At 70.9% G+C, this 24,114-nt stretch carries 21 protein-coding genes; 4 read left to right on the forward strand and 17 right to left on the reverse strand.

What is annotated here, in order from left to right; genetic code table 11:
- Positions 1 to 310: 310 nt before the first annotated feature.
- The 5 genes from ACGFW5_RS07815 to ACGFW5_RS07835 form a co-directional block, all read right to left on the reverse strand.
- The gene (locus ACGFW5_RS07815) at positions 311 to 2,431 is read right to left on the reverse strand and encodes a putative bifunctional diguanylate cyclase/phosphodiesterase (protein ID WP_393833279.1); all 2,121 of its coding nucleotides are present in this window, start codon (positions 2,429 to 2,431) and stop codon (positions 311 to 313) included.
- Positions 2,432 to 2,706: 275 nt separating this feature from the next.
- Entirely contained in the window at positions 2,707 to 4,905 is a 2,199-nt protein-coding gene (ligA, locus tag ACGFW5_RS07820) for an NAD-dependent DNA ligase LigA (protein ID WP_393833280.1), read from the reverse strand.
- 25 nt (positions 4,906 to 4,930) lie between these two features.
- A complete protein-coding gene (locus ACGFW5_RS07825; RefSeq protein ID WP_393833402.1) occupies positions 4,931 to 5,905 on the reverse strand; it encodes a methionine synthase in 975 nt (324 codons plus the stop codon).
- Positions 5,906 to 6,024: 119 nt separating this feature from the next.
- The gene (locus ACGFW5_RS07830; protein WP_393833281.1) at positions 6,025 to 6,723 is read right to left on the reverse strand and encodes an SDR family oxidoreductase; all 699 of its coding nucleotides are present in this window, start codon (positions 6,721 to 6,723) and stop codon (positions 6,025 to 6,027) included.
- A 45-nt stretch (positions 6,724 to 6,768) separates the two neighbouring features.
- Positions 6,769 to 7,308 (reverse strand): TIGR00730 family Rossman fold protein, encoded by a 540-nt coding sequence (locus ACGFW5_RS07835; protein WP_393833282.1) that lies wholly within the window; start codon positions 7,306 to 7,308, stop codon positions 6,769 to 6,771.
- Between the two features lie 51 nt (positions 7,309 to 7,359).
- Here ACGFW5_RS07835 and ACGFW5_RS07840 point away from each other — a divergent pair, with 51 nt between their 5' ends.
- A complete protein-coding gene (locus ACGFW5_RS07840) occupies positions 7,360 to 7,689 on the forward strand; it encodes a DUF427 domain-containing protein (RefSeq protein ID WP_393833283.1) in 330 nt (109 codons plus the stop codon).
- Between the two features lie 78 nt (positions 7,690 to 7,767).
- Here ACGFW5_RS07840 and ACGFW5_RS07845 read toward each other — a convergent pair whose 3' ends face one another.
- Positions 7,768 to 8,754, reverse strand: coding sequence for a GlxA family transcriptional regulator (locus tag ACGFW5_RS07845; protein WP_393833284.1), 987 nt, complete (start codon positions 8,752 to 8,754; stop codon positions 7,768 to 7,770).
- Between the two features lie 117 nt (positions 8,755 to 8,871).
- Between ACGFW5_RS07845 and ACGFW5_RS07850 the strand changes: the two genes are divergently transcribed.
- Positions 8,872 to 9,819 carry an NADP-dependent oxidoreductase gene (locus tag ACGFW5_RS07850; RefSeq protein WP_393833285.1) on the forward strand — a complete coding sequence of 316 codons (948 nt, stop codon included), beginning with the start codon at positions 8,872 to 8,874 and terminating at the stop codon, positions 9,817 to 9,819.
- Here ACGFW5_RS07850 and mnmA read toward each other — a convergent pair.
- Positions 9,816 to 10,958: a tRNA 2-thiouridine(34) synthase MnmA gene (mnmA, locus tag ACGFW5_RS07855; protein ID WP_393833403.1), complete on the reverse strand. Its 1,143-nt coding sequence runs from the start codon at positions 10,956 to 10,958 to the stop codon at positions 9,816 to 9,818. The two genes, ACGFW5_RS07850 and mnmA, sit on opposite strands and share 4 nt — an antisense overlap.
- A 182-nt stretch (positions 10,959 to 11,140) precedes the next feature.
- Here mnmA and ACGFW5_RS07860 point away from each other — a divergent pair, with 182 nt between their 5' ends.
- The gene (locus ACGFW5_RS07860; protein ID WP_393833286.1) at positions 11,141 to 11,746 is read left to right on the forward strand and encodes an N-acetylmuramoyl-L-alanine amidase; all 606 of its coding nucleotides are present in this window, start codon (positions 11,141 to 11,143) and stop codon (positions 11,744 to 11,746) included.
- 99 nt (positions 11,747 to 11,845) lie between these two features.
- Here the strand turns inward: ACGFW5_RS07860 and ACGFW5_RS07865 are convergent, their stop codons facing one another.
- The 3 genes from ACGFW5_RS07865 to ACGFW5_RS07875 form a co-directional block, all read right to left on the reverse strand.
- A complete protein-coding gene (locus ACGFW5_RS07865) occupies positions 11,846 to 13,015 on the reverse strand; it encodes a cysteine desulfurase family protein (protein WP_393833287.1) in 1,170 nt (389 codons plus the stop codon).
- Between the two features lie 70 nt (positions 13,016 to 13,085).
- The gene (locus ACGFW5_RS07870) at positions 13,086 to 13,355 is read right to left on the reverse strand and encodes a DUF4190 domain-containing protein (RefSeq protein WP_393833288.1); all 270 of its coding nucleotides are present in this window, start codon (positions 13,353 to 13,355) and stop codon (positions 13,086 to 13,088) included.
- A gap of 2 nt (positions 13,356 to 13,357) precedes the next feature.
- On the reverse strand, positions 13,358 to 13,513 hold the full coding sequence (locus tag ACGFW5_RS07875; protein ID WP_393833289.1) for a hypothetical protein: 156 nt from the start codon (positions 13,511 to 13,513) through the stop codon (positions 13,358 to 13,360).
- A 174-nt stretch (positions 13,514 to 13,687) separates the two neighbouring features.
- Here ACGFW5_RS07875 and ACGFW5_RS07880 point away from each other — a divergent pair, with 174 nt between their 5' ends.
- A complete protein-coding gene (locus tag ACGFW5_RS07880) occupies positions 13,688 to 14,302 on the forward strand; it encodes a TetR family transcriptional regulator (protein ID WP_393833290.1) in 615 nt (204 codons plus the stop codon).
- Between the two features lie 1,007 nt (positions 14,303 to 15,309).
- Here ACGFW5_RS07880 and ACGFW5_RS07885 read toward each other — a convergent pair.
- The 7 genes from ACGFW5_RS07885 to ACGFW5_RS07915 form a co-directional block, all read right to left on the reverse strand.
- Entirely contained in the window at positions 15,310 to 16,188 is an 879-nt protein-coding gene (locus ACGFW5_RS07885; RefSeq protein ID WP_393833291.1) for a thioesterase family protein, read from the reverse strand.
- 118 nt (positions 16,189 to 16,306) lie between these two features.
- Positions 16,307 to 16,966, reverse strand: a complete 660-nt coding sequence (locus tag ACGFW5_RS07890) for a trimeric intracellular cation channel family protein (RefSeq protein ID WP_393833292.1) — start codon at positions 16,964 to 16,966, stop codon at positions 16,307 to 16,309.
- A gap of 46 nt (positions 16,967 to 17,012) precedes the next feature.
- A complete protein-coding gene (locus tag ACGFW5_RS07895) occupies positions 17,013 to 18,416 on the reverse strand; it encodes a M1 family metallopeptidase (RefSeq protein WP_393833293.1) in 1,404 nt (467 codons plus the stop codon).
- Positions 18,417 to 18,511: 95 nt separating this feature from the next.
- Positions 18,512 to 20,170: a dipeptide ABC transporter ATP-binding protein gene (locus tag ACGFW5_RS07900; RefSeq protein ID WP_393833294.1), complete on the reverse strand. Its 1,659-nt coding sequence runs from the start codon at positions 20,168 to 20,170 to the stop codon at positions 18,512 to 18,514.
- Complete coding sequence (locus ACGFW5_RS07905; protein WP_393833295.1) at positions 20,167 to 21,258, reverse strand: ABC transporter ATP-binding protein; 1,092 nt, start codon at positions 21,256 to 21,258, stop codon at positions 20,167 to 20,169. The genes ACGFW5_RS07900 and ACGFW5_RS07905 overlap by 4 nt, the downstream gene beginning before the upstream one ends.
- Positions 21,255 to 22,262: an ABC transporter permease gene (locus tag ACGFW5_RS07910; protein WP_393833296.1), complete on the reverse strand. Its 1,008-nt coding sequence runs from the start codon at positions 22,260 to 22,262 to the stop codon at positions 21,255 to 21,257. Before ACGFW5_RS07910 ends, ACGFW5_RS07905 begins: the two co-directional genes overlap by 4 nt.
- Before the next feature lie 72 nt (positions 22,263 to 22,334).
- On the reverse strand, positions 22,335 to 24,095 hold the full coding sequence (locus ACGFW5_RS07915) for an ABC transporter substrate-binding protein (RefSeq protein ID WP_393833297.1): 1,761 nt from the start codon (positions 24,093 to 24,095) through the stop codon (positions 22,335 to 22,337).
- Positions 24,096 to 24,114 lie beyond the last annotated feature (19 nt).

Genomic DNA, 24,114 nt, shown 5'->3' on the forward strand with positions numbered 1-24,114 from the left:
CCGGCGCCCCTGGCCCGACTTCGACCACGCGTCACGCTCGGTTGCCCGCTCGGTTCCCCGCAGGGGCTACGCGCAGTTCCCGGCGCCCCTGGCAGCGCGGGCGCGTCGACCGGTATGGGCGTCTTCAGCCGTGTACGCGATCACGGACGCGAGCCATTCTCAGCCCGTCCGGCGTTTGAGGACGAGCGCCGTTCAGGCGCGAACGGGGTCCGGGGCGGAGCCCCGGGGAGCTGGGGCCGACCCCGGCGCAAGGGGGGGGCTGGGGCCGACCCCGGCGCAGGGGCGGGGCGCGGGGCCCGCCCCGTACGAGCTACTGGACCGGCTGGCCGGAGCCGCGGCCGGCCTCCGCCTCGGCAGCCCGCGCAGCCGCCGCCGCTATCTCCGCCGGCCGGTGCCAGCCGGAGTCACCCCGGGCCAGCAGCCACGCCGTGGCCTCGGCGGGCGGCATCGCCGCGGCGACCAGCCACCCCTGCACCGCGTCGCAGCCCAGATCCCGCAACCGCTCCCACGTCTCGTCGTCCTCGACACCCTCGGCGACGACCAGCAGGCCCAGCGAATGGGCGAGATCTACGGTGCAGCGGACGATCTCCGCGTCCTCGTTGTCGACGGCGAGCCGGGCGACGAAGGACCGGTCGATCTTCAGCTCGCTGACCGGCAGCCGCCGCAGGTGGACCAGCGAGGAGTAGCCCGTGCCGAAGTCGTCGAGGGACATCTTCACGCCGTGGGCGGTCAGTCCGGCCAGGGTGTCGGCGGCCCGCTGCGGGTCCTCCAGCAGGACGTGTTCCGTTATCTCCAGTTGCAGCGCGCCGGGCGGCACCCCGTGCCGGGCCAGCCGCGCGGCGACCGCTCCGGCGAAGCCGGGGGTGTGGACGTCGCGCGGGGAGACGTTGACGGCGACCGGCACGAAGAGACCCTGGGCACGCCAGCGCGCCACCTGGGCGAGCGCGGTGTCCAGGACGTACTCGGTGAGGTGCGGCATCAGCCCGCTGGACTCGGCTATGGCGATGAACTCGTCCGGAGCGACCCGCCCGCGCTCGGGGTGCACCCAGCGCACCAGCGCTTCGAGCCCCGCCACCTGGCCGTCGAACTGGACCTTCGGCTGGTAGTGCAGCTCCACGTCACCGGCGTCGAGCGCCCGCCGCAGGTCGCCCAACAGGCCGAGCCGGTCAGGGGTGTTGGAGTCCCGTTTGGATTCGTAGACCTCCACGCCCGTACGGTCACGCTTGGCCTGGTACATCGCGATGTCGGCCCGGCGCAGCAGCCCTTCGGCGTCGAGCGCGTGGTCGGGGAAGAGGGCGACACCCGCGCTGGCCTCAAGCACCAGGGTCAGCCCGTCCAGGTCGAGCGGCGAGGACAGCTCGGCGACCAGGCCGCGGGCGGTGCGCATGGCGCCGGTCGCGGACTCGCAGAGGGGCAGCAGCACGGCGAACTCGTCGCCGCCCAGCCTGGCCGCCTCCGCGCCACGCGGCAGAGCGGTCTTGAGCCGTTCGGCTATCTGGAGGAGGAGGCGGTCCCCGGCGAGGTGGCCGAGGGTGTCGTTCACCGACCGGAAGCGGTCGAGGTCGATCAGGACGAGCGCGGAGCGGGTCGCGGTGTTCTCGGCCTCTTCGAGGGCGGCCCAGGTGCGCTCAAGGAGCCACTGGCGGTTGGGGAGCCCGGTGAGCGGGTCGCGCAACTGCTCCTCGGCGCGGGCGCGGGCGATCCACAGCGTCGAGTCGAGGGCGACCAGCGGCACCGCGAACAGCGGCAGCATGACCGGCACGGACATGGCGACGACACAGATCAGCGGGGCGATGCCGAGCAGGGCGACGGCGACAAGGCCCTGCCGGAGCAGGGCTGTGCGGGCCGTCGTCGACAGGTCGCCGCGGGGGGTGAGCGCGTACCGCAGCAGTGTCCTGGTGAGCAGCAGATAGGCGCCGGCCGCGAGGACGATTTCGGGGATGGTGGCGATGCTCCACCGGGTGGGCCACCAGGGGTCGGCGACGTCCGGGACGACGCCGAACGCGGCGAGGACCAGGCCCGCGCCTGCCGTGCCGAGGACGTCCACGGCTCCGTGCAGGATGCCCTGGCGCCAGCGGTTGTGGCGTGCGGCGCCGACCAGGGCCACCACGGCCAGGCTGACCAGCGCCGCCGCCAGCCAGCCGTAGAGGAGCAGTACGGCGATGGTGAGGGCGGCTCCCGAGCCCGTGCCGCCCCACCAGCGGTCACGGCCGAGCGCGACGAGATGGCCCACGATGATGCCGCTGAGGACGGCGAGCGACCAGCCCGTCGTCCCGCCGGGGAACAGGGCGTCGCCCTGCTGGACGGCCCGTTGGAAGCCGACGGCGAGGGCCACGCCCGCGAGGCCGGTGACGACGGCCGTCAGCTTGGACGAAAAGCCCGTGAACCCGCGCAGCCTCACAGCCGGGGCGGTGCTCTCGGTCGGTTTCATTCCCGTCCCTCTCACAGCCGGCAGTGCCCGTGCACGCGATGGCCCCGATGTCATGCCACCACGACTGGTGTTCCACCCCAAGCGCTCCACGAGCAAGGGCCGTCGGCCGTGCACGACAGGCGCGCATCTCAACAGTAGGCCGCGCAAGGCGCTGTCGGGCAGCGGTCTACAGCTCTTGCCCGAATGCCGCCCAGCCACCCGCGTCGGTCTGCTATGCGCCGAACGGGTGACAACGCGCAGCCTCCAGGCCCCCTGTTACTACCCTGGTTTCTGTCTCATTCCCCCTCAGGGGCGGTGGGCACCGCCGCTTCCCTCGCCGCTTCCGGCCCTTCTTCCAGCAGAACGGCGAAGCCGTCCTCGTCCAGAACCGGAACCTTCAGCTGCATCGCCTTGTCGTATTTGGAACCCGGGCTTTCGCCGACGACGACGAACGACGTCTTCTTCGAAACCGAGCCGGTGACCTTGGCGCCGCGGCTCTGGAGGGCTTCTTTCGCGCCGTCTCTGGTGTGCCGCTCAAGAGTTCCGGTCACGACAACAATGAGGCCGGCCAAGGGGCGTGGCCCCTCGTCCTCACCGCTGCCTTCGTCCTCCATGCGGACGCCCGCGGCCTTCCACTTGCGCAGGATCTCCTGGTGCCAGTCCTCGGTGAACCACTGCTTGAGCGAGGCCGCGATGATCCCGCCGACGCCTTCGACCGCGGCGAGTTCTTCCTCGGTCGCCTGCTCGATGCGGTCGATGGAGCGGAATTCGCGGGCCAGCGCCTCGGCGGCGACCGGGCCGACATGGCGGATGGAGAGCCCGGTGAGGAAGCGGGCCAGCGGGCGCTCCTTGGCCGCCGCGATGTTCTCCAGCATCGAGACGGCGTTCTTGCGGGGCTCGCCGTTCATGTTGGCGAAGACGAGCGCGGTCTTCTCCTCACCGGTCTTCGGATCGCGCTTGGGCAGCCCGCTGTCCTGGTCGAGGACGTACGCCCTGATGGGCAGGAGCTGTTCCATCGTCAGGTCGAAGAGGCCGCCTTCGTCCAGGAGCGGCGGGGTGGCGGGTTCGAGGGGCTTGGTGAGGGCGGCCGCCGCCACGTACCCGAAGTTCTCGATGTCGAGGCTCTTGCGGCCCGCCAGGTAGAACAGGCGCTCTCTCAACTGGGCGGGGCAGGACCGCGCGTTGGGGCAGCGCAGGTCGATGTCGCCCTCCTTCATCGGACGCAGGGCGGTGCCGCACTCCGGGCATTGAGCGGGCATCTCGAAGGGGTACTCGCTGCCGTCCCGCAGGTCGGCGACGGGGCCCAGGATCTCGGGGATGACATCGCCCGCCTTGCGCAGCACCACGGTGTCGCCGATGAGGACGCCCTTGGCCTTGACCACGTCCTGGTTGTGCAGGGTGGCGAACTCGACCTCGGAGCCGGCCACGGTGACCGGTTCCACCTGGGCGTACGGCGTGACGCGGCCCGTGCGCCCCACGCCCACACGGATGTTGATGAGCTTGGTGTTGACCTCTTCCGGCGCGTACTTCCAGGCGATGGCCCAGCGGGGGGCGCGCGCGGTGGAGCCGAGGCGGCCCTGGAGGGGGATCTCGTCGAGCTTGACGACGACGCCGTCGATCTCGTGCTCCACCACGGAGTGCCGGTTCTCGCCCATGTAGGCGATGAACTGGCGCACTTCTTCCAGGGAGCCGACCACCTTGTTGTGCTGGGCGGTGGGCAGGCCCCATTCGCGCAGCAGGCCGTACGCCTGGGACAGGCGGTCGATGTCGAAGCCCTCGCGGGCGCCGATGCCGTGCACCACCATGTGCAGTGGCCGGGTGGCGGTGACCTTGGGGTCCTTCTGGCGCAGTGAACCGGCCGCCGCATTGCGCGGGTTGGCGAACGGCTTGTCGCCCGCCTCGACCAGACGCGCGTTGAGACCTTCGAAGGCCTCCATCGGGAAGTAGACCTCGCCGCGGATCTCGACGAGGGCGGGGATGCGGTCGCCCTTGAGGCGGGTGGGGATGTCGGCGATGGTGCGCACGTTGGGCGTGATGTCCTCGCCGGTGCGGCCGTCGCCGCGGGTGGCGGCGCGGGTCAGCCTGCCGTTCTCGTACGTCAGGTTCACGGCGAGGCCGTCGACCTTCAGCTCGCACAGGTAGTGGAAAGCGCCCGTGCCCACATCCTTGGCGACCCGCTCCGACCAGGCCGCCAGCTCCTCGTCGTCGAAGGCGTTGTCCAGGGACAGCATGCGCTCGCGGTGCTCGACCGAGGCGAAGTCCGTCGCGTAGGGGCCGGCCACCTTCTGCGTCGGCGAGTCGGGGGTGCGCAGCTCCGGGTGCTCGTCCTCCAGGGCTTCGAGCGAGCGGAGCAGCTTGTCGAAGTCGCCGTCGCTGATGACCGGCTGGTCGCGGACGTAATACCGGAAGCGGTGCTCCTCGATCTGCTCGGCGAGGAGCGCGTGCTTCTCCCGTGCCTGTGCGGGCACTGCGTTCTGTTCGCCAGCCACCGTCATGTCCTCCCGTTTCCCGTTGTCCCCGTCACTCAGGGTTGTCCGCGAGCGATCTCGCCGCCCGGACGCAGTGGGCGAGCGCGGCCCGCGCGTACGCCGGCGAGGCGCCCGCGAGACCGCATGACGGGGTGATCACCACGGACTCGCCCAGAGTCCCCGGATTCAGCCCCAGCCTGCGCCACAGCGTCCTGACACCCATGACGCTACCGGCAGGGTCTGACAATGGGCCGTCGGCGGTGGGCACCACTCCGGCGAAGAGCTTGATGCCGCTCTCGGCGGCCTCACCGATCTGCTCGTCGTCACGTTCGGTGAGTAGGGCGAAATCGAACGACACGCCCGCGACGCCGGTCCGCCGCAGGAGCGCGAACGGGACGTCGGGGGCGCAGGAGTGCACGACGACGGGCCCGTCGTGCACGGCGACGACCTCGCGCAGGGCGGCCTCGACGGCCTGGCGGTCGACGGCCCGGTGGGTGCGGTATCCGCTGGCGGTACGGATCTGTCCGCGCAGCACGGCGGTGAGGGAGGGCTCGTCGAGCTGGAGGACCACCTGCGCGCCGGGTACCCGGCGGCGTACGTCGGCGAGGTGGTCGCGCAGGCCCTCGGCGAGCGATCCGGCGAGGTCGCGGCAGGCGCCGGGGTCGCCGAGCGAGAGCTCTCCGCTGCGCAGTTCCAGGGCCGCGGCCAGCGTCCAGGGCCCGACGGCCTGCACCTTCAGCGGCCCGGTGTAGCCCTGGGTGAACTCCTCAAGGGCGTCCAGGTCCTCGCCGAGCCAGGACCTGGCCCGCCGGGTGTCCCGGCCGGGCCGGTCGCCGACCCGCCAGCCGCTGGGCTCCACATGTCCGTACATCTCGACGAGGAGCCCGATGGTCCGGCCGATCATGTCGGCGCCGGGGCCGCGCGCGGGCAGCTCCGCGAGGTGCGGGAAGTCGCCGCTCGCCGCCTCGGCCCCGATCAGCGATCCGGTGACGGTCTTGGCGGTCTCCCGCGCGTCGCCGCCCGGCATCGAACCGATCCCGGTGGCGGGCCCCCAGGGGAATGTGCTCTGTTCTCTCACCCCGGAAGCCTACGCAACGGGCAGCGGGCCCGGCCCCGGCCGCCTGCCGGAACACCGGGCGGGGCGGGCTACTTGCCCGGGCGCACCGTGAGGTCGTTGACCTCGGCGTCGGCCGGCAGGTCGATGGCCATGACGATGGTCGTGGCCACGGACTCGGGGTCGATGAACCGCGACGGGTCGTACTCCTTGCCCTCCTGCGAGTGCACCTTGGCCTGCATGGGGCTGGCGGTGCGGCCCGGGTAGACCGACGTCACGCGGACACCGTTCGCGTGCTCCTCCTGGCGCAGCGAGTCGGCGAGCGCCTTGAGGCCGTGCTTGGAGGCGGCGTACGCGCCCCATTCGGCGTGGGCGCTGAGCCCGGCGCCGGAGTTCACGAAGACCACGTGGCCACGCGAGGCGCGCAGCTGCGGCAGCAGGTGGCGGGTGATCTCGGCGGGGGCGATCAGGTTGACGTTGAGCTGCTGGTGCCAGGTCTTGGGGCGCAGTTCGCCGACGGGGCCGAGGTCGACGATGCCCGCGATGTGCAGCAGCGAGTCGAGCCGGTCCGGCATCGGCTGCTTGTCGAAGGCCCAGGACAGGCGGTCGGGATCGGCGAGGTCGCCGACGAGGGTGCGGGCGCCCGGGTGGCGGGCGGCGAGCTCCTTGGCGCGGCCGGCGTCGCGCGCGAGCAGGATGAGCTCGTCGCCGCGCTCGTGCAGCCGGCGTGCGACGGCGGCGCCGATGCCGGAGCCGGCGCCGGTGATCAGGTGAGTAGCCATACCCGCCATGCTCGCACTCGGGCCTGATCCGCACGAAAGGCCCTGGTCGTCGCCCTACTGGATGCCGCGGGACTCTTCGAGGTAGGCGAGCGCCGCGACGCCGTCCTCGGCGAAGAAGACCAGCTCGGTCAGGGGCACCGGCAGGAAGCCCTCGTCCTCCATGCGGCGGAACTGCTCCTTGAGGCCGTCGTAGAAGCCCGCGGTGTTCAGGAGGACGACGGGCTTGGTGGTCTTGCCGTGCTTCTTCAGCTCCAGGATCTCGGTGGCCTCGTCCAGGGTGCCGGTGCCACCCACCATGATCACGACGGCATCGGACTTCGCGAGCAGGAGCGCCTTGCGTTCGGCGAGGTCCTTGGCGATGACCATCTCGTCGGCGTTCTCGCGCGCCTTGGCCGCCAGGAAGTCGACCGAGACCCCCACCAGTTTGCCGCCCGCGTCCTGTACGCCGTCGGCGACGACCTTCATGAGCCCGCTCTCGGACCCGCCCCACACCAGGGTGTGGCCGCCCTTGCCGACGAGTTCGGCGAACTCGCGGGCGGGCTGGGTGTAGCGCTCGTCGAGATCGGCCGCGGACAGGAAGACACAGATATTCATGCACCCACCCTACGAGGGAAGAAGTGGCCGCCCGCGGGCGCTGCACTACGTATGACGACTGGACATCGCATCACCGTCGAGCAGGGCTTGGAGCACGTGCGGGTCGTTCACGAGGGGCAGGTACTGGCCGAGAGCCGCCGTCCGCTGCTCCTGCGCGAGACCGGCCTCCCCGTGCGCTACTACCTTCCGCCCGAGGACGTACGGACCGACCTCCTGACGGCGTCGGACACCCACACCCATTGTCCGTTCAAGGGAACGGCCTCCTACTGGTCGCTGCCCGGGGCGCCCGATCTCGTCTGGTACTACCCCGACCCCAAGGCGGAGGTGGCCGAGATCAAGGATCACCTCTGTTTCTACGAGGTGGAGAAGGTCACCGAGTAAGGGTTCCACGAGGTCGAGAAGGCCCCGCCGAGTAAGCGTTCTACGGGGTGGAGAAGGTCACCGAGCAGGAGCGCGCGCTCAGGCCGGCGCGCCGACCTGGAAGGTGCGCCGGTAGGCCACCGGGGAGACGCCGAGCACGGAACGCATGTGCTGGCGCAGCGAGTTGGCGGTGCCGAAGCCCGCACGGTGGGCCACCAGGTCCACCGGCAGGTCGCTCGACTCCAGGAGCTGGCGGGCCAGTTCGAGCCGCTGGGCGGTGAGCCAGCTGCCCGGCGTCATGCCGGCCTCCTCGCGGAAGCGGCGAGTGAAGGTGCGCAGGCTCATCCGGGCGTGCTCGGCCATCTCGCCCAGCGAGAGCGGTTCCTGGAGGCGTTCGAGGGCCCACGCACGGGTGGCGGCGGTGCTGGCGAGAGTCGGCTCGGGGACCGGGCGCTCGATGTACTGGGCCTGCCCGCCGTCGCGCCAGGGCGGCACTACACAGTGCCGGGCGGCGCGGTTGGCGACCGCGCTGCCGTGGTCGCGGCGCACCAGGTGCAGGCAGAGGTCGATGCCGGCGGCGGCGCCCGCCGAGGTCAGGACGTCGCCGTCGTCGACGAACAGGACGCCCGGGTCCACGTCGACACCGGGAAACGTGCGCGCGAAGGCGGCGGCGTCGCACCAGTGCGTGGTGGCGGGCCGCCCGTCGAGCAGGCCGGCCGCGGCCAGCACGTAGGACGCCGTGCAGATGGACACCATGCGGGTGCCGGGCCTGATCCGCTCGAAGGCGCGGGCCAGCGACTCGGGCAGCGGGCCGCCGGTGGCCATGGCGCCGAGGTCGTGGGTGGGCGGGATGACCACGGTGTCGGCCGCGGCGAGCGCTTCGGGACCGTGGTCGACCGCGATCGAGAACCCGGCCTCGGTGCGCACCGGCCGGCCGTCGGCGGTGCAGACGGTCACCTCGTAGAGGCGCTTGCCGTCCGGCCCCTGGGCGCTGTCGAAGATCCGCGACGGGATGCCCAGCTCGAAGGAGACCACTCCGTCGAGGGCGAGCACCGCCACCTGATGTGTGTCCGGTCGTGAGGGCATGGCCAGATTCTGTCACATCATGGCCAAACGGCCAGTACCACGAGGGCCGGCCAGGCCGCAGGCTGGTCTCCGTCGAAGGCTCTCACCAGCCGAAACCCCGTGAAAAAAGGATCAGTCATGTCCCAGACCATGCGCGCCATCAGCCTCCCCCGACTGGGCGGTCCCGAGGTGCTGACCGAGATCGAGACCGAGCGCCCCGAGCCGGGTCCCGGCGAGATCCTGGTGCGCGTCCACGCGGCGGGCGTCAACCCCGCCGACTGGAAGATCCGCACGCACGGCGGGTTCACGCCGATGGGCACCCCGGCGATCCTCGGCCACGACGTGTCCGGCACCGTCGAGGCGGTGGGGCTCGGCGTCACGCTGTACCGGCAGGGCGACGAGGTCTTCGGCATGCCGCTCTTCCCGCACCAGGCCGGCGCCTACGCCGAGTACGTCACCGCCCCCGCCCGGCACTTCGTCCCCAAGCCCGAGGGCATCGACCACATCCAGGCGGCGGCCCTGCCGCTGGCCGCGCTGACCGCCTGGCAGTCCCTGGTCGACACGGCACAACTGGCAGCAGGACAGCGGGTGTTGATCCACGCCGCGGCCGGCGGTGTGGGCCACCTCGCCGTGCAGATCGCCAAGGCGCGCGGCGCGTACGTCATCGGCACGGCGAGCGCCGCCAAGCACGCGTTCGTCCGCGGGCTCGGCGCGGACGAGGTGATCGACTACACCGCGGTCGACTTCACCGAGGCGGTGCGCGACGTGGACGTCGTCTTCGACACGGTGGGCGGCGACTACGCGACGCGCTCGCTGAAGGTGCTGCGCCCCGGCGGCACCCTGGTCTCGATCAGCGGCCCCGACGAGCCCGAGCTGCTGGCCGAGGCGGCGGAACGGGGTGTGCGGGCGGGCTTCACCCTGGTCGAGCCCGACCTGTACGGCATGCGGGCGATCGCCGCGCTCGTGGCCGAGGGCGCGCTGCGGGTGGAGATCGACTCGGTGTTTGAACTGGCCGACGCCGCAAAGGCGCACGAGTACGGAGAGCGCGGGCGCACCCAGGGCAAGATCGTCCTTCGGGTCGGCTAGCCGGCGAGAGGACCGACGCCCGCGGCGGCCCGCTCGGTCGTCGCGATCGTCGCCGAGCCCACCACGCGCGTGCCGTCGTACAGGACGATGGCCTGGCCGGGGGCGACGCCGCGGACCGGCTCGGCGAACGTCACCGTGAGGATGTCGTCGACGAGCTCCGCCGTCACCTCGGTCTCGCCGCCGTGGGCGCGCAGCTGCGCGGTGTACGTGCCCGCGCCGACCGGCGCGGTGCCGCACCAGCGGGGCTTGATCGCACCGAGCGCGGTGACGTCAAGCGCCTCGACGGGGCCGACCGTGACGGTGTTGTTCACCGGGGAGATGTCCAGGACGTAGCGGGGCTTGCCGTCGGCTGCGGGGTGGCCGATGCGCAGGCCCTTGCGCTGGCCGATGGTGAAGCCGAAGGCGCCCTCGTGGCTGCCGATCTTGGCGCCGGACTCGTCGACGATGTCGCCCTCCGCCTTGCCCAGGCGGTTCGCGAGGAAGCCCTGGGTGTCGCCGTCGGCGATGAAGCAGATGTCGTGGCTGTCGGGCTTCTTGGCGACCGCGAGACCCCGGCGCTCGGCCTCGGCGCGGATCTCGTCCTTGGTGGTGAGGGTGTCGCCGAGCGGGAACATCGCGTGCGCGAGCTGGCGCTCGTCGAGCACGCCGAGGACGTACGACTGGTCCTTGGCCATGTCGGAGGCGCGGTGCAGCTCGCGGGTGCCGTCCTCGTTCAGGACGACGGTCGCGTAGTGGCCGGTGCACACGGCGTCGAAGCCGAGCGCGAGGGCCTTGTCGAGCAGCGCCGCGAACTTGATCTTCTCGTTGCAGCGCAGGCACGGGTTGGGGGTGCGGCCGGCCTCGTACTCGGCGATGAAGTCCTCGACGACGTCCTCACGGAAGCGTTCCGCCAGGTCCCAGACGTAGAAGGGGATGCCGATGACGTCCGCGGCGCGGCGGGCGTCCCGCGAGTCCTCGATGGTGCAGCAGCCGCGGGCCCCGGTACGGAAGGACTGGGGGTTCGCGGACAGCGCCAGGTGCACACCGGTCACGTCATGGCCCGCCTCGGCGGCCCGGGCGGCGGCGACGGCGGAGTCGACACCGCCGGACATGGCGGCGAGGACGCGCAGGGGACGGGAGGAGGGCGTCGGCGAGGTCATCGGCGAGTGCTGCGGCGAAGTCTGAGTCATAGCACTCGTAAGGGTACGTGGGATCGGGAACCGGGGGCGCGGGAGTATCCGTTGTGCATGTCAGAGGGGTCCGGTCCGGGATTCCGGGGGCCGCGCGGGTGGCGGCGGGGCCCCGCGGGGAGGTACGGGAGAGAGCGACGGGGGCGGGGCGTATGGCGACCAGCCGCAGGGGGCTGCTGATCGGGGGCGCGGTGGTGGCGCTCGGGACCATCGGGTATCTGAACGCGCCGCACACGCGGCCGCACAAGCCGCGCAAGGCCGGGGAGCTGGACTACGCGGGTGCGCAGTGGGTGCCGGCCGCCCCGGCGAACTGGCGGATGGCCGACCGGCCGGACGACTACCGGGTGGACCGGGTGGTGATCCATGTCGTGCAGGGCAGTTTCGACAGCGCGCTCAAGACGTTCCAGGACCCGCGGAACAAGGTCGCGGCGCACTATGTGCTGCGCAAGGACGGGCACATGGCGCAGACCGTGCGGGAGCTGGACGTGGCGTACCACGCGGGCAATCGCGCGTACAACGAGCGCAGCGTCGGCATAGAGCACGAGGGCTTCATCGAGGAGGCGTCCTCCTTCACCGACGCCATGTACGCCTCATCCGCGCGGCTGACGGCGGCGATATGCGCCCGCTATCGCATAGCCGTCGACCGCGAGCACATCATCGGGCACGTGGAGGTGCCGGGCACCGATCACACGGACCCCGGTCCGCACTGGGACTGGTCGCGCTACCTGAAGCTGGTGGGCGCGGCCGGGCGGGGCTGAGCCGCGCCGCTGACCGGCGGCGGGCCCGGGCGGGGCGGGCCCGAGCCGTGCCTCTGGCGGGGCGGCGGCCCGGACGGCGTTCGGGGTCCGGGGCGGTGGTCAGACGAGGCCGGCGGTGCGGGCCCGCTCGACGGCGGGGCCGATGGCCCGGGCGACCGCGTCGACGTCGGCCCGGGTGGAGGTGTGTCCCAGGGAGAAACGCAGGGTGCCACGGGCCAGGTCGGGGTCGGTGCCGGTGGCGAGCAGGACGTGGCTGGGCTGGGCGACGCCCGCGGTGCAGGCGGAGCCGGTGGAGCATTCGATGCCCTGCGCGTCGAGGAGCAGCAGGAGGGAGTCGCCTTCGCAGCCGGGGAAGGTGAAGTGGGCGTTACTGGGGAGCCGGCCCTGCGGGCTGGGGTCGCCGCCGAGGATGGCGTCGGGCACGGCCCCGTGCACGGCTTCGACGAGGCGGTCGCGCAGTCCCCCGATGTCACGGGCGAACGCGCGGCGCCGTTCGGCGGCGAGCCGCCCGGCGACCGCGAACGCGGCGATGGCGGGAACGTCGAGGGTGCCGGAGCGCACATGCCGCTCCTGACCGCCGCCGTGCAGCACGGGAACGGGGGTGTACTCACGGCCCAGGAGCAGGGCGCCGATGCCGTACGGGCCGCCGATCTTGTGGCCGGAGACGGTCATGGCGGCCAGGCCTGACGCGGCGAAGTCCACGTCGAGCTGGCCGAAGGCCTGCACCGCGTCGGCGTGCATCGGAATGTCGAACTCCCGCGCCACCGCGGCCAGTTCGACGACCGGCATGATGGTGCCGATCTCGTTGTTGGCCCACATGACGGTGACCAGGGCGACGTCGCCGGGGTCGCGCTCGATGGCCTCACGCAGCGCCGTGGGGTGCACCCTGCCGTACGGGTCGACGGGCAGGTACTCCACGGTGGCGCCCTCGTGCTCGGCGAGCCAGTGCACCGCGTCGAGCACCGCGTGGTGCTCGACGGGACTGGCCAGGACGCGGACGCGACGCGGGTCGGCGGCCCGGCGGGCCCAGTACAGGCCCTTCACGGCGAGGTTGTCGGCCTCGGTGCCGCCGGCCGTGAAGACGACCTCGCTGGGGCGGGCGCCGAGCGCGTCGGCCAGTTCCTCCCGGGCCTCCTCGGTGGCGCGGCGGGCCCGCCGTCCGGCGGCGTGCAGCGAGGACGCGTTGCCGGTGACGGTGAGCTGGGCGGTCATCGCCAGGACCGCCTCCGGAAGCATCGGAGTGGTCGCGGCGTGGTCGAGGTAAGCCATGGTGGGCCCGATTCTACGAGCCGCGCCGGGTGGGCTGCGCCGCAGTTCCGGCCAGGACCCCGGCCGGGGTTCAGCCGCCGAGGCCCCACGAGACGGTGTGGTCGGCCATCGTCAGGCAGACGAGGACCAGGAGGTCGGCCACGCCCAGGGCGAGGCCGAGCAGGGCCCGGCCGCGCCGCTGCGTCCCGTACAGCAGGGCGAGGGAGGCCAAAACGATGGCGAGGGGGCCGAGGATCACGTTCATGACGAGCAGCCCGAGCAGGCCGAGGACGAAGGCCGCCACGGCCATTCCGTCGGCGTCACGGTCCCGGGTGCGGCGGCGGATCGCGGTGAGTTCCATGGTCAGCCCTTCCGGTGCGAGAGGCGTTCACGGGCGGTGAAGACGAGCAGCCAGACGCCGATGACTCCGGCGACGGCGAGAGTGACCGGGAGCGGGAGATGCGCCGCTGAGCCCAGCACGACCCCCAGCAGGAGGAGGGCGGCGACGAGGAAGAACATGGGATTCCTTTCCGTGTGCGTCCCTGCGACGCGGGGTCGTGGGACGGGGCGGGTGCTTCGGCGGGTGGACGGTATGGGCGATACGCCCAGTCAACGACCAGTCGGAGTACGACTGTTCACTGACTGCTGAGTCTAGTCTTCCCAACTTCGGCGAACACATGTTTACTGAGTGGTATGAGCCACACTCTCGGAATCCGGCAGGCCCAGAAGGCGAAGACGCGCCAGGCCCTCATGGACTCGGCGCTCCAGCTCCTGGAGCACCAGAGCCTGAGCAGCCTCGGGCTCCGCGAGGTCACCCGGGCCGTGGGGGTCGCGCCGGCCGCGTTCTACCGGCACTTCAAGGACACCGCCGACCTGGGGGTCGCCCTGGTCGAGCAGGCGCTCGGATCGCTCCACGGCACGATCCGGGCGGCGATCGTCACCACCGGGTCCAGCGACGAACGCATCGACAGGGCGGTCGCGTTGATCGCCGCCCATGTTCGCGCCTACCCCGCACACGTCCGCTTCATCGCGCGCGAACGGCACGGCGGGGTCGCCCCGGTTCGCGAGGCGATCGGCGTCCAACTGCGGCGGTTCGCGGACGAGGTGGCCGATGCGGTGGGTGCGGACCCGGAGTCGGCGGGGTGGTCGTCGGCGGATCTGCGCATGCTGGCCGGCCTGTACGTCGACCACATGGTGATGACGGCGTCCGCGCTCCTGGAGGAGGGTGACGGCACGGACGCGGCCCTCGCGACCGCCCGTGCGCAACTGCGCCTCGTGACGCTGGGCCGCCGCCACTGGCTGGACTGAGCGGGGCCACTGCGTGGTGCTGGGTCAGGGCGTGGGGCGGGCCACTGCGTGGAGCTGGGCACTCTGGGGGCGGGCCAGCTGCGTGGGGCCGGCCATTGCGTGGAGCTGGCCATTGCGTGGAGCTGGGCACTCTGGGGGGGGCGGGCCACCCCTGTGGCCTTGAGGCCGGCCGCCGGGGCTTCGCCCCGGGCCCCGGGAGGCCCCACCCCGCCCCTTCCCGAAACCCTCCGGGGGTGAATGCGCAGCCAGACCCGCACCCCGTAGCGGCCACGGACCTGGGGGCGCCGCCCCCAGACCCCCGCTCCTCAAACGCCGGAGGGGCTGAATTTCACCCCCGGGCCGGGTGGGAAGTGCGGCCACAGGACCTGTCGACCATCGCCCTCACCCAACGAGCGCGGGGTGAGCATGGTGCCGGGGGTGCAGGGGCGCAACCCCGCATGGGGTCCGGGGCGCAACCCCGCATGGGGTCCGGGGCGCAGCCCCGAGGCGGGTCCGGGGCGCATCCCCGAGGGGGTGCAGGGGCGAAGCCCCGCGTGGGGTCTGGGGCGCAGCCCCAGGGCTCAGCCCAACCGACCCCGAGCAACGGGCGGGCGGGCGGGCAAACCCCCAGGGGTGCAGGGGCGCAGCCCCGCATGGGGTCTGCGGCACAGCCCCAGGGCTCAGCCCAACCAACCCCGAGCAACGGGCGGGCGGGCGGGCAAACCCCCGGGGTGCAGGGGCGCAGCCCCGCATGGGGTCTGGGGCGCAGCCCCAGGGCTCAGCCCAACCAACCCCGAGCAACGGGCGGGCGGGTGGGCAAACCCCCAGGGGTGCAGGGGCGAAGCCCCGCATGGGGTCTGGGGCACAGCCCCAGGGCTCAGCCCAACCAACCCCGAGCAACGGGCGGGCGGGCGGGCAAACCCCCAGGGGTGCAGGGGCGAAGCCCCGCATGGGGTCTGGGGCGCAGCCCCAGGGCTCAACCCGACCAACGCCGGGCAACGGGCGGGCGGGCGGGCAAACCCCCAGGCTCAGCCCCGCAGGTCCCGCGGGGCCCGTGCCAGCTGGCGGGACTGGGCGACCAGGCGGTCCGCCGAGTCCCAGACCTCCGCGTCCTCCTCCAGGAAACCCCCCGCCAGGTTCCGCGTGGTGATGGACACCCGCAGCGGACCCGGCGCGGGCCGGCACCGGACGTGGGTGGTCAGCTCGACCGTGGGGGTCCAGCCCTTGAGGCCCAGCTCGAAGGAGGTCGGTGGCAGCGCGTCGACGGTGAGCAGGAGCGAGATCGGGTCGGCGTCGCGGCCGTCCGCGAGCCCGAACCAGGCTCGCATCTCGCCCTTGCCGGACGGCGCGCCCACCGCCCAGCCAAGCGTCGTCGGGTCGAGCTTGAGCATCAGGCGATCGGTGATGGCCGAGCTGCCGGGGATCGGCGGGCGGCTGCCGTCGGGGGCGTCCGTCGCGCCGATGCAGTGCGAGAGCGGCGGCATCGCGGGCGGCTTCGCCGTGGTGCGTACGTCGTCGGTCAGCGCGTCGAGGTCTCCGTACGAGGCGAGGACCCGGATGCGTTCGACCTCCGCGCCGCTCTCGTCGTACTGGAACAGCGAGGCCTGACCGGTGGACAGGGTGCGCCCGGTGCGTACGACCTGGGTACGGATGACCGCGGGCCCCGGCACGGACGGCGTCAGGTAGTGCGCCGAGACGGTGAACGGGTCCGGGTGCGGCAGTGCGTCGCCGAGCGCGCGGCCCAAGAGGGCCAGCAGATAGCCGCCGTTGACGGCGTGGATGATGGTCCAGCCCGCCGAGAGCTCCGCGTCGTAGACCCCCGCTTCCCGCAGGGTGACCGCGGTGTCGCGGTCGAACTCGCTGTCCCCGATCGTGGCGGGGAGTACCTGTGACGATGCCTGTGCCATGGGCAGCACCGTACACCGATAAATTACTGAGCGGTAGCTTTTCCAGGTCCCTCCGTCCAGCCCGGACCCGACCGGCCGTCAGCCCCTCAGACCCTCAGACCCCCAGACCCTCAGCCCCTCAGACCTCCTCCAGCGTCGAACTCCGCCGGTGCCAGGCGCGCGGCGCCCGCCAGTGGTACTTCAGCGCGGCGATCCGCAGCAGGAACGCGGTAAGCACCGCGACCCCGCTCGTCCCCGCGTTCAGGATGTCGAAGCGGATGCAGAGCACCACCATCGTGGAGCCGACGATCGCGGGCACCGCGTACAGGTCGCGGTCCCAGCGCAGCAGCGAGGGCACCTCGTTGGCGAGGACGTCGCGCAGCACACCGCCGCCCACCGCCGTGGCAAGGCCCAGGGCCGCCGACGAGGTCAGGCCGAGCCCGTAGTCGTACGCCTTCGTCGTGCCCGTGACGCAGAACAGGCCGAGCCCCGCCGCGTCGAAGACGTTGACCGCGAGCTGGGTGCGCTCGACCTCGGGGTGCAGGAAGAAGACAAGGACCGCGGCCAGCAGCGGGGTCACGAAGTACCCGAGGTCGGTGAAGGCGGCCGGCGGGACCGCCCCGATGATGAGGTCGCGGAACAGCCCTCCGCCCAGCGCGGTGACCTCGGCGAGCACCGCGATGCCGAACACGTCGAAGTTCTTGCGCACGGCGAGCAGAGCGCCGGAGATCGCGAAGACGAAGATTCCGACGAGGTCCAGCACATGCTGGACGGAGGGGCTGAACAGTGAGTGGAGCACCCCGTATTTTTACTCATCACGGGGCGCCCCCCTGCACACGCCGGACTCAGAGGGCGGGCTTGCCGGTGTCGTAGACCCACTTCTGGAACAGACCGTCGAGCGACTGGCCCGAGACCTTCTCGGCCAGGTCGATGAAGTCCTCGGTGTCGGCGTTGTGGTAGCGGTGCGCCTTCGTCCAGGCCGGGAGCAGCTTGAAGAAGGCCTGGTCACCGATGCGTTCGCGCAGCTCCTGAAGCATCATCGCGCCGCGGTCGTAGACGGCGTCGGAGAACATCGTGTCGCGTTGCGGGTCGGCGACCTCGATCTTCCAGAAGTCGTCGTCGGCCGGGATCGAGTTGTAGGCGGAGAGGAAGGAGTCGTGCGCGGTCTTCGTGCCGCGGTGCTCGGACCACAGCCACTGGGCGTAGGTCGCGAAGCCCTCGTTGAGCCAGATGTCGTCCCAGTGCGCGACCGATACGGAGTCGCCGAACCACTGGTGGGCGAGCTCGTGCACGATGGTCGACTCGGAACGCACCGCCGAATAGCTGGGCTTGGACTGGGTCTCCAGGGAGAACCCGGCCTGCGGCATGTCGTCGACGACCGCCCCGGTGACCTCGAAGGGGTACGGGCCGAAGAGCTTGGACCAGTAGTCGGTGGCCTCGGCGGTCACCGCGTACACGTCGACCTTGTTCTGGTTGGCGAGTACCGGGTCGATGGCCACGTAGATGGGCGTGCCGGCGGGCGTCTTGCCCGTCTTCACATCGAACTTGCCTATGGACGCGGTGGCCAGGTAGGTCGCCATCGGTTTGGTCTCGCGCCAGTGGTAGTACGAGCGGCCCCCGCGGTCGTGCGACTCCACGAGCCGCCCGTTGGAGACGCCGGTGAGGCCCTTGGGGGCGTCGATGCGGATGTCGTACGTCGCCTTGTCGGAGGGGTGGTCGCTGGAGGGGAACCAGGTGGAGGCGGCGTTGGGCTCGCAGGCCACGAAGACGCCGTCCTTGGTCTTCATCCATCCGTAGTCGGAGCCGAAGACGATGGGCCCGTTGAGCGCCTGGGGCACTCCGCCGTAGGCGACGGTGACCTCGAACTTCTCTCCCCTGTCGAGCCGGTGGCGGGGGGTGATGACGATCTCGTCGCCGGTTCTGCTGAAGTCGGCGGGCCTGCCGTTCACCCGTATCGAGTCGACGGTGAGCTTCTGGAGGTCGAGGTCGAAACGGGAGAGGTTCTTGGTGGCCCGGGCGGTGAGCGTGGTGCGCCCGTCGAGGCGCCCCGAATCGGGGTTGTAGCTGACCCCGAGATCGTAATGGAGGGCGTCGAAGCCGCCATTGCCCATGGTGGGAAAGTACGGATCGCCGATTCCGGGGGCGCCCGGTGAGGCGGCCGGCGCGGCGGCGATGGTGAACCCGGCGGCCACCGCGGTGGCGAGGGCGAGCAGCCGGGAGCTGCGACGTGCCGAACGGGAGAGTGCCATGAGTCTTCCCTTCGAACGTGTGCCGTTGGTACGGACACGCAGACTCTGCACTCTCCCGCTTCGGCATGGACATGACTTTGCCGAACTGTCATGCCCTACTTGTCAGTTGACTCCTGCACACCAGCGTCCGGTACGGCGCCGCCGCCCTTCCGGGAACCCCGCTTGGCACGCGGCGCCTTGGAGCGCTTGGCCGCCGGAGCCTTGGACGCCTCGGCAGCGTCGGACACCTCGGAGGCGTCAGCCCCCTTGGAGGCGTCGGCCCCCTTCGCAGCATCGGACGCCTCACCGACGCCCGACGCGGCGGCCGCGTCCGGCACCTCGGCGGTACCGGGCGCCTCCGCAGCATCAGACGCCTCCGCGGCCGCAGGCACCCCCGCAGCCTCGGGCACCTCCGCGGTCTCGGGCACCTCCGCGGTCTCGGACGCCTCCGTGGCCGCAGGTACCTCGGCAGCCCCAGAGTCCGCCGCAGCCTCCGTGGCCTCGGACACCTCCGCGGCCGCAGGCACCTCAGCAGCCCCAGAGTCCGCCGTGGCCTCCGCGGCCTCCGTGGCCTCGGTCTCCTCCGAAGCCACAGGCACCTCCGCAACCCCAGAGCCCGCCGCAGCCTCCGTAGTCTCAGACGCCTCCGAGGTCTCAGACGCCTCAGACACCCCCGCAGCCGCAGGCACCTCCGCAGCGATCGTCACGAGGTCGATCGACTCCCTGGCCTCCGCCAGGATCTCCTCGCCCGGCGCCTGGTCCGGCGCGTTCTCCGGGTGGTGGCAGGCCACCTGCTGGCCCGGCTTCAGCTCGATGAGCGGCGGCTCCTGCGTCTTGCAGACCTCGGTCGCCTTCCAGCACCGGGTGTGGAACCGGCAGCCGCTGGGCGGCGAGATCGGCGACGGGACATCGCCCTTGAGCAGGATGCGGTCGCTCTTCGCGCCGCGCCGCTTGGGGTCCGGCACCGGCACCGCGGACATCAGCGCCTTGGTGTACGGGTGCATGGGAGCGGCGTACAGCGACGAGCGGTCCGCGAGCTCCACGATCTTGCCGAGGTACATCACCGCGATCCGGTCCGACACGTGCCGGATGACCGACAGGTCGTGCGCGATGATCACGTAGGTGAGGCCGAGCTCCTCCTGGAGGTCGTCCAGGAGGTTGACCACCTGCGCCTGGATCGACACGTCCAGCGCCGAGACGGGCTCGTCCGCGACGACCAGCTTCGGGTTGAGCGCGAGCGCCCGGGCGATGCCGATGCGCTGGCGCTGGCCGCCGGAGAACTCGTGCGGATAGCGGTTGTAGTGCTCGGGGTTGAGGCCCACCAGCTCCATCAGCCGCTGGACCTCCTTCTTCACCCCGCCCTCGGGCGTGACGCCCTGGAGCCGGAAGGGGGTGGAGACGATGCCGCCGATGGTGTGGCGCGGGTTCAGCGAGCCGTACGGGTCCTGGAAGATCATCTGGACGTCACGGCGCAGCGGGCGGAGCTTGCCCGCCGGCATGTGGGTGATGTCCTGCCCCTCGAAGTGGATGGTGCCACCGGTGGGGTCCTGGAGGCGGGTGATGACCCGGCCCATGGTCGACTTGCCGCAGCCCGACTCGCCGACCACGCCCAGGGTTTCGCCCTTGCGCACCTCGAAGTCGATGCCGTCGACCGCCTTCACGGCGCCGACCTGCCGACGCAGGATCCCCTTCTTGATGGGGAAGTGCTTCGTCAGACCCGCGACCTTGAGCAATGGCTCGCCATCGGCGGACTGGGGCTTCTTCGTCTCACTCACAGCTTCGGCGCAATCTCTTCGGTCCAGATCCGCGTGCGGTCCTCGGTCGAGAGGTGGCAGGCGGACCAGTGTCCGGTGCCCACCAGCTCCAGCTCGGGACGGACCGTGCGGGTGACGTTCCCCTTGGGCAGGTCCGCGTACGGGCAGCGCGGGTGGAAGACGCAGCCCGAGGGGACGTTGATGAGGCTCGGCGGCTGGCCCTTGACGGGGATGAGCCGTTCGGAGGTCTCCCGGTCGATGCGGGGCATCGAGCCGAGCAGGCCCCAGGTGTAGGGGTGCTGCGGCTTCTCGAAGACCTCGTCGGCCTTGCCGCGCTCCACGCACCGGCCGCCGTACATCACCAGCACGTCGTCGGCGATCTCGGCGACCACGCCGAGGTCGTGCGTGATCATGACGACGGCGGAGCCGAACTCCTTCTGGAGGTCCCGGATGAGGTCGAGGATCTGGGCCTGGACCGTCACGTCGAGAGCCGTGGTCGGCTCGTCCGCGATGAGCAGTTCGGGGTTGTTCACCAGCGCCATCGCGATCATGGCGCGCTGGCGCATGCCGCCGGAGAACTCGTGCGGGTAACCGTCGACGCGCTTGTGCGGCTCGGGTATGCCGACGCGGTCCAGCATCTCGATGGCCCGGGTGCGGGCGACCTTCTTGCTGACGTTGTTGTGCACCCGGTGGGCTTCGACGATCTGGGCGCCGACCTTGTGGTACGGGTGCATCGCGGACAGCGGGTCCTGGAAGATCATCGCCATCTCGCGGCCGCGGAGCTTGCGCACCTCGTCCGGCGAGGCGCTGAGGAGCTCCTTGCCGTCGAGCCAGATCTCCCCGGACATCTGGACGTTCTTGCCGCGCGCCCCGAGACGGTGCAGCCCCATGACGGCCAGCGAGGTGACCGACTTGCCCGAGCCGGACTCGCCGACGATGGCGAGGGTGCGGCCCTTCTCCAACGAGAAGGTGAGGCCGTCGACGGACTTGACCAGGCCGTCGTCGGTCGGGAAGTGCACCTTGAGGTCGCGGACTTCGAGGAAGGCGTCCGGTGCGTGGCCCGGCGTGGGTTCGCCGACGGCGGCGCCGGTCTTGGACAGTTGGGTCACGAGAGCCTCACCCGCGGGTCGGCGGCGGCGTACAGCAGGTCCACCAGGAGATTTGCGATCACGACGAAGAAGGCGGCGAGCAGGGTCACGCCGAGGATCTTGGGCAGGTCGTTGTCAGTGATGCCCTGCACCGCGTAGGCGCCGACACCGTCCAGGGAGAAGACGGTCTCGGTGATCACCGCACCACCGAGCAGCAGACCGAGGTCCATGCCGAAGACGGTGATGATCGGGGTGAGCGCGGCCCTGAGGCCGTGCCGGACGACCACATTGCGCTCGTGCAGACCCTTGGCGCGCGCCGTGCGGATGAAGTCCTCGTTCATCGTCTCCAGCATCCCCGACCGGGTGAGCCGGGCGTAGATGGCGGAGTAGAGCAGTGCCAGCGAACACCAGGCGGGGAAGAGGGTGTTGGCCCACTGCGCCGGGTTCTCGGTGATGGGCACGTACTCGCGGCCGAAGATCGGCCAGTTGAAGACGAAGAGCAGGATCGCCAGGTTGCCGGTGAAGAACATGGGCAGCGAGACGCCCGCGAGCGCCACACCCATGAACGTCCGGTCGAAGAACGAGCGGGGCTTCAGGGCGGAGATGACGCCGACCGTCACGCCCGACACCAGCCACAGGACCGCGGCACCGGCGGCCAGCGAGATGGTCACCGGCAGTCGGGAGACCAGCTGCGGCCAGATCTCCTGGTGGTTCTTGAAGGAGTAGCCGAAGCACGGCGCGTCACAGTGCACCGTGGTCGGGCCCAGGTTGTAGGTGGCGCCGGCCACGATGCTCTTGATGAAGTGCCAGTACTGGACGTACAGGGGCTGGTCCAGTCCCAGGTTGTGCTTGACCGCGAGGATGTCGGCCGTTGACGGGCTCTTGCCGAGGTACTGCGTCGCCAACTGGTCGGCGGTCTGGCCGGCCAGTCGTGGCAGCAGGAAGAAGATGGCGAAGGTGACCGCGGAGACGACGAGCAGCAGGATCGCTGCCGCGAACGTCCGGCGGAGGAGGTACGAAATCACGGGGGCCGGCGCCGGTGCCCGCGGGTTGAGGAACCCGCGGGCACCAATGCCTTCACCTGCCTTCCGGGGCTGCTACTTCGAGGTGCCGATGTTGAGGTAGTCGTACTGACCGCTGAAGGCCGAGGTGGACACCAGGTTGGTGGCCTTGGGCCGGGCGAGCAGGACCTTGAAGTAGGCCAGGGGAACAATCGAGGCGTCGTCCATGGCTTTCTTGTCGACCTGCGTGTAGAGGGCGTTGCGCTCGTTGGTGTCCTCGGTCGCGATCGCCTTGCCGAGCAGGTCGTTCACGTCGCTGTTGTCGTACTGCGACAGGTTCGTGTTGCCGGACTGGCTGATGGCCTTGCCGTTCAGGATCTGCTGCAGGAAGCCGTAGCCGGAGGGCCAGTCGGCGCCCCACTGCATCATCATCAGACCGACGTTGTTGTCCTCGGTGAACTTCGGCACACCCGCGTAGTCCGTGAAGTACTTGCCCGACGGGTAGGTCTTCAGGCTGGCGTTGATGCCGACCTTCTTCAGCGAGGCGATGATCGCCGTGGCGGCGTCGATCTCCTGCTGACGGTCCGAGCGGGCCGTGATGTTCGTGGTGATCGCCTGCTGGCCGCACGCGCTCAGCTGGTCCTTGGCCTTGGTGACGTCACCCTTGTTGCCCGTGGTGGCGTAGACGTCGGACTTCTGGTAGCCCGGGATGTCCGGCGGCAGGACGGTGGAGGCGATGTCACCGCGGACCGGGCCGCCCTCGGCGGTCTGCACCGAGGTCTTGTCGATCGCGTACTGGACGGCCTTGCGGCAGGCGACGTTGTCGAACGGCTTCACCTTGGTGTTGATCGCCATGTAGACGAGCCGGCCACCGTAGGCGTTGTCGCTGTCGGCCTTCTTGGCCGGGTCGGTGAGCAGCTTGGCCTGGGTGGAGGCCTGGACACCGGTGCCGCCGAGGTCGATCGCGTTGCCCGCGAGGACGTCCTGGTCGATGGTCTCGGGGTTGACCTTCAGCTTGACGACGATCTTGTCCGGCAGCGGCTTGCGCAGCGGGTCCGTCTTCGCGTCCCAGTTCGTGTTGCGCACGAGGACGGCCTGCTTGCCGTCGTCGTAGCTCTCGAACTTGTACGGGCCCGAGGACACGATGTGCTTGACGTAGTCGACGCCCTTGTCCTTGGCCTGGGGCACCGGCGCCGTCTGCGGGGCGGCGACCAGGTAGTCGAACTCCTGGAAGGCCTGCTTCAGGTGGAAGACGACCGTGGTGTCGTCGGGCGTCGCGATGGAGGAGAGCCCGTCGGCGCTGTTGTCCTTGTAGGGGCCCTTGTACGTGTCGCTGTCGGCCAGGAACTGCTGGAAGTAGTTCGGGCCGAGGGAGAGCACGTCACGCGCGAAGTTGGAGCGCTCGACGGCGTACTTGACGTCCTTCGAGGTGATCGGCGTGCCGTCGTCGTACTTGAGGCCCGCACGCAGCTTGTACGTCCAGGTCTTGCCGCCGTCGCTGGACTCGCCCTTGCTCGCGGCGAGGTCGGGAACGAGGGTGTTGCCCTGCTGGCCCGCACCGGGCTTGAACGTCATCAGCGGGCGGGCGTACAGCCGGCTGAGGTTGTACATGTACGCGTAGTACGTGTTGCCGGGGTCGAACGAGTCCGGGACGTCGGACAGCTCGTAGGTGAGCGTCCCGCCCTTCTTGTCGGAGGCGTTGACGACACCCTTGGTCGCGGCGTTGACCCCGGCCGATTTTCCGTTGTCGCTCGAACTGTCGGCCTTGCTGCAGCCGGCGAGCAGCATGCTCGCACTTCCGATGACCGCTATCGCGGCCAGCGCTGACCTTCGCATGATGGGTGCTTTCCCCTCCATAGTCGGAAACTTGTTGGGC

Origin of the sequence: Streptomyces sp. NPDC048416 (assembly GCF_043200435.1) — a bacterium.
GTDB lineage: Bacteria > Actinomycetota > Actinomycetes > Streptomycetales > Streptomycetaceae > Streptomyces.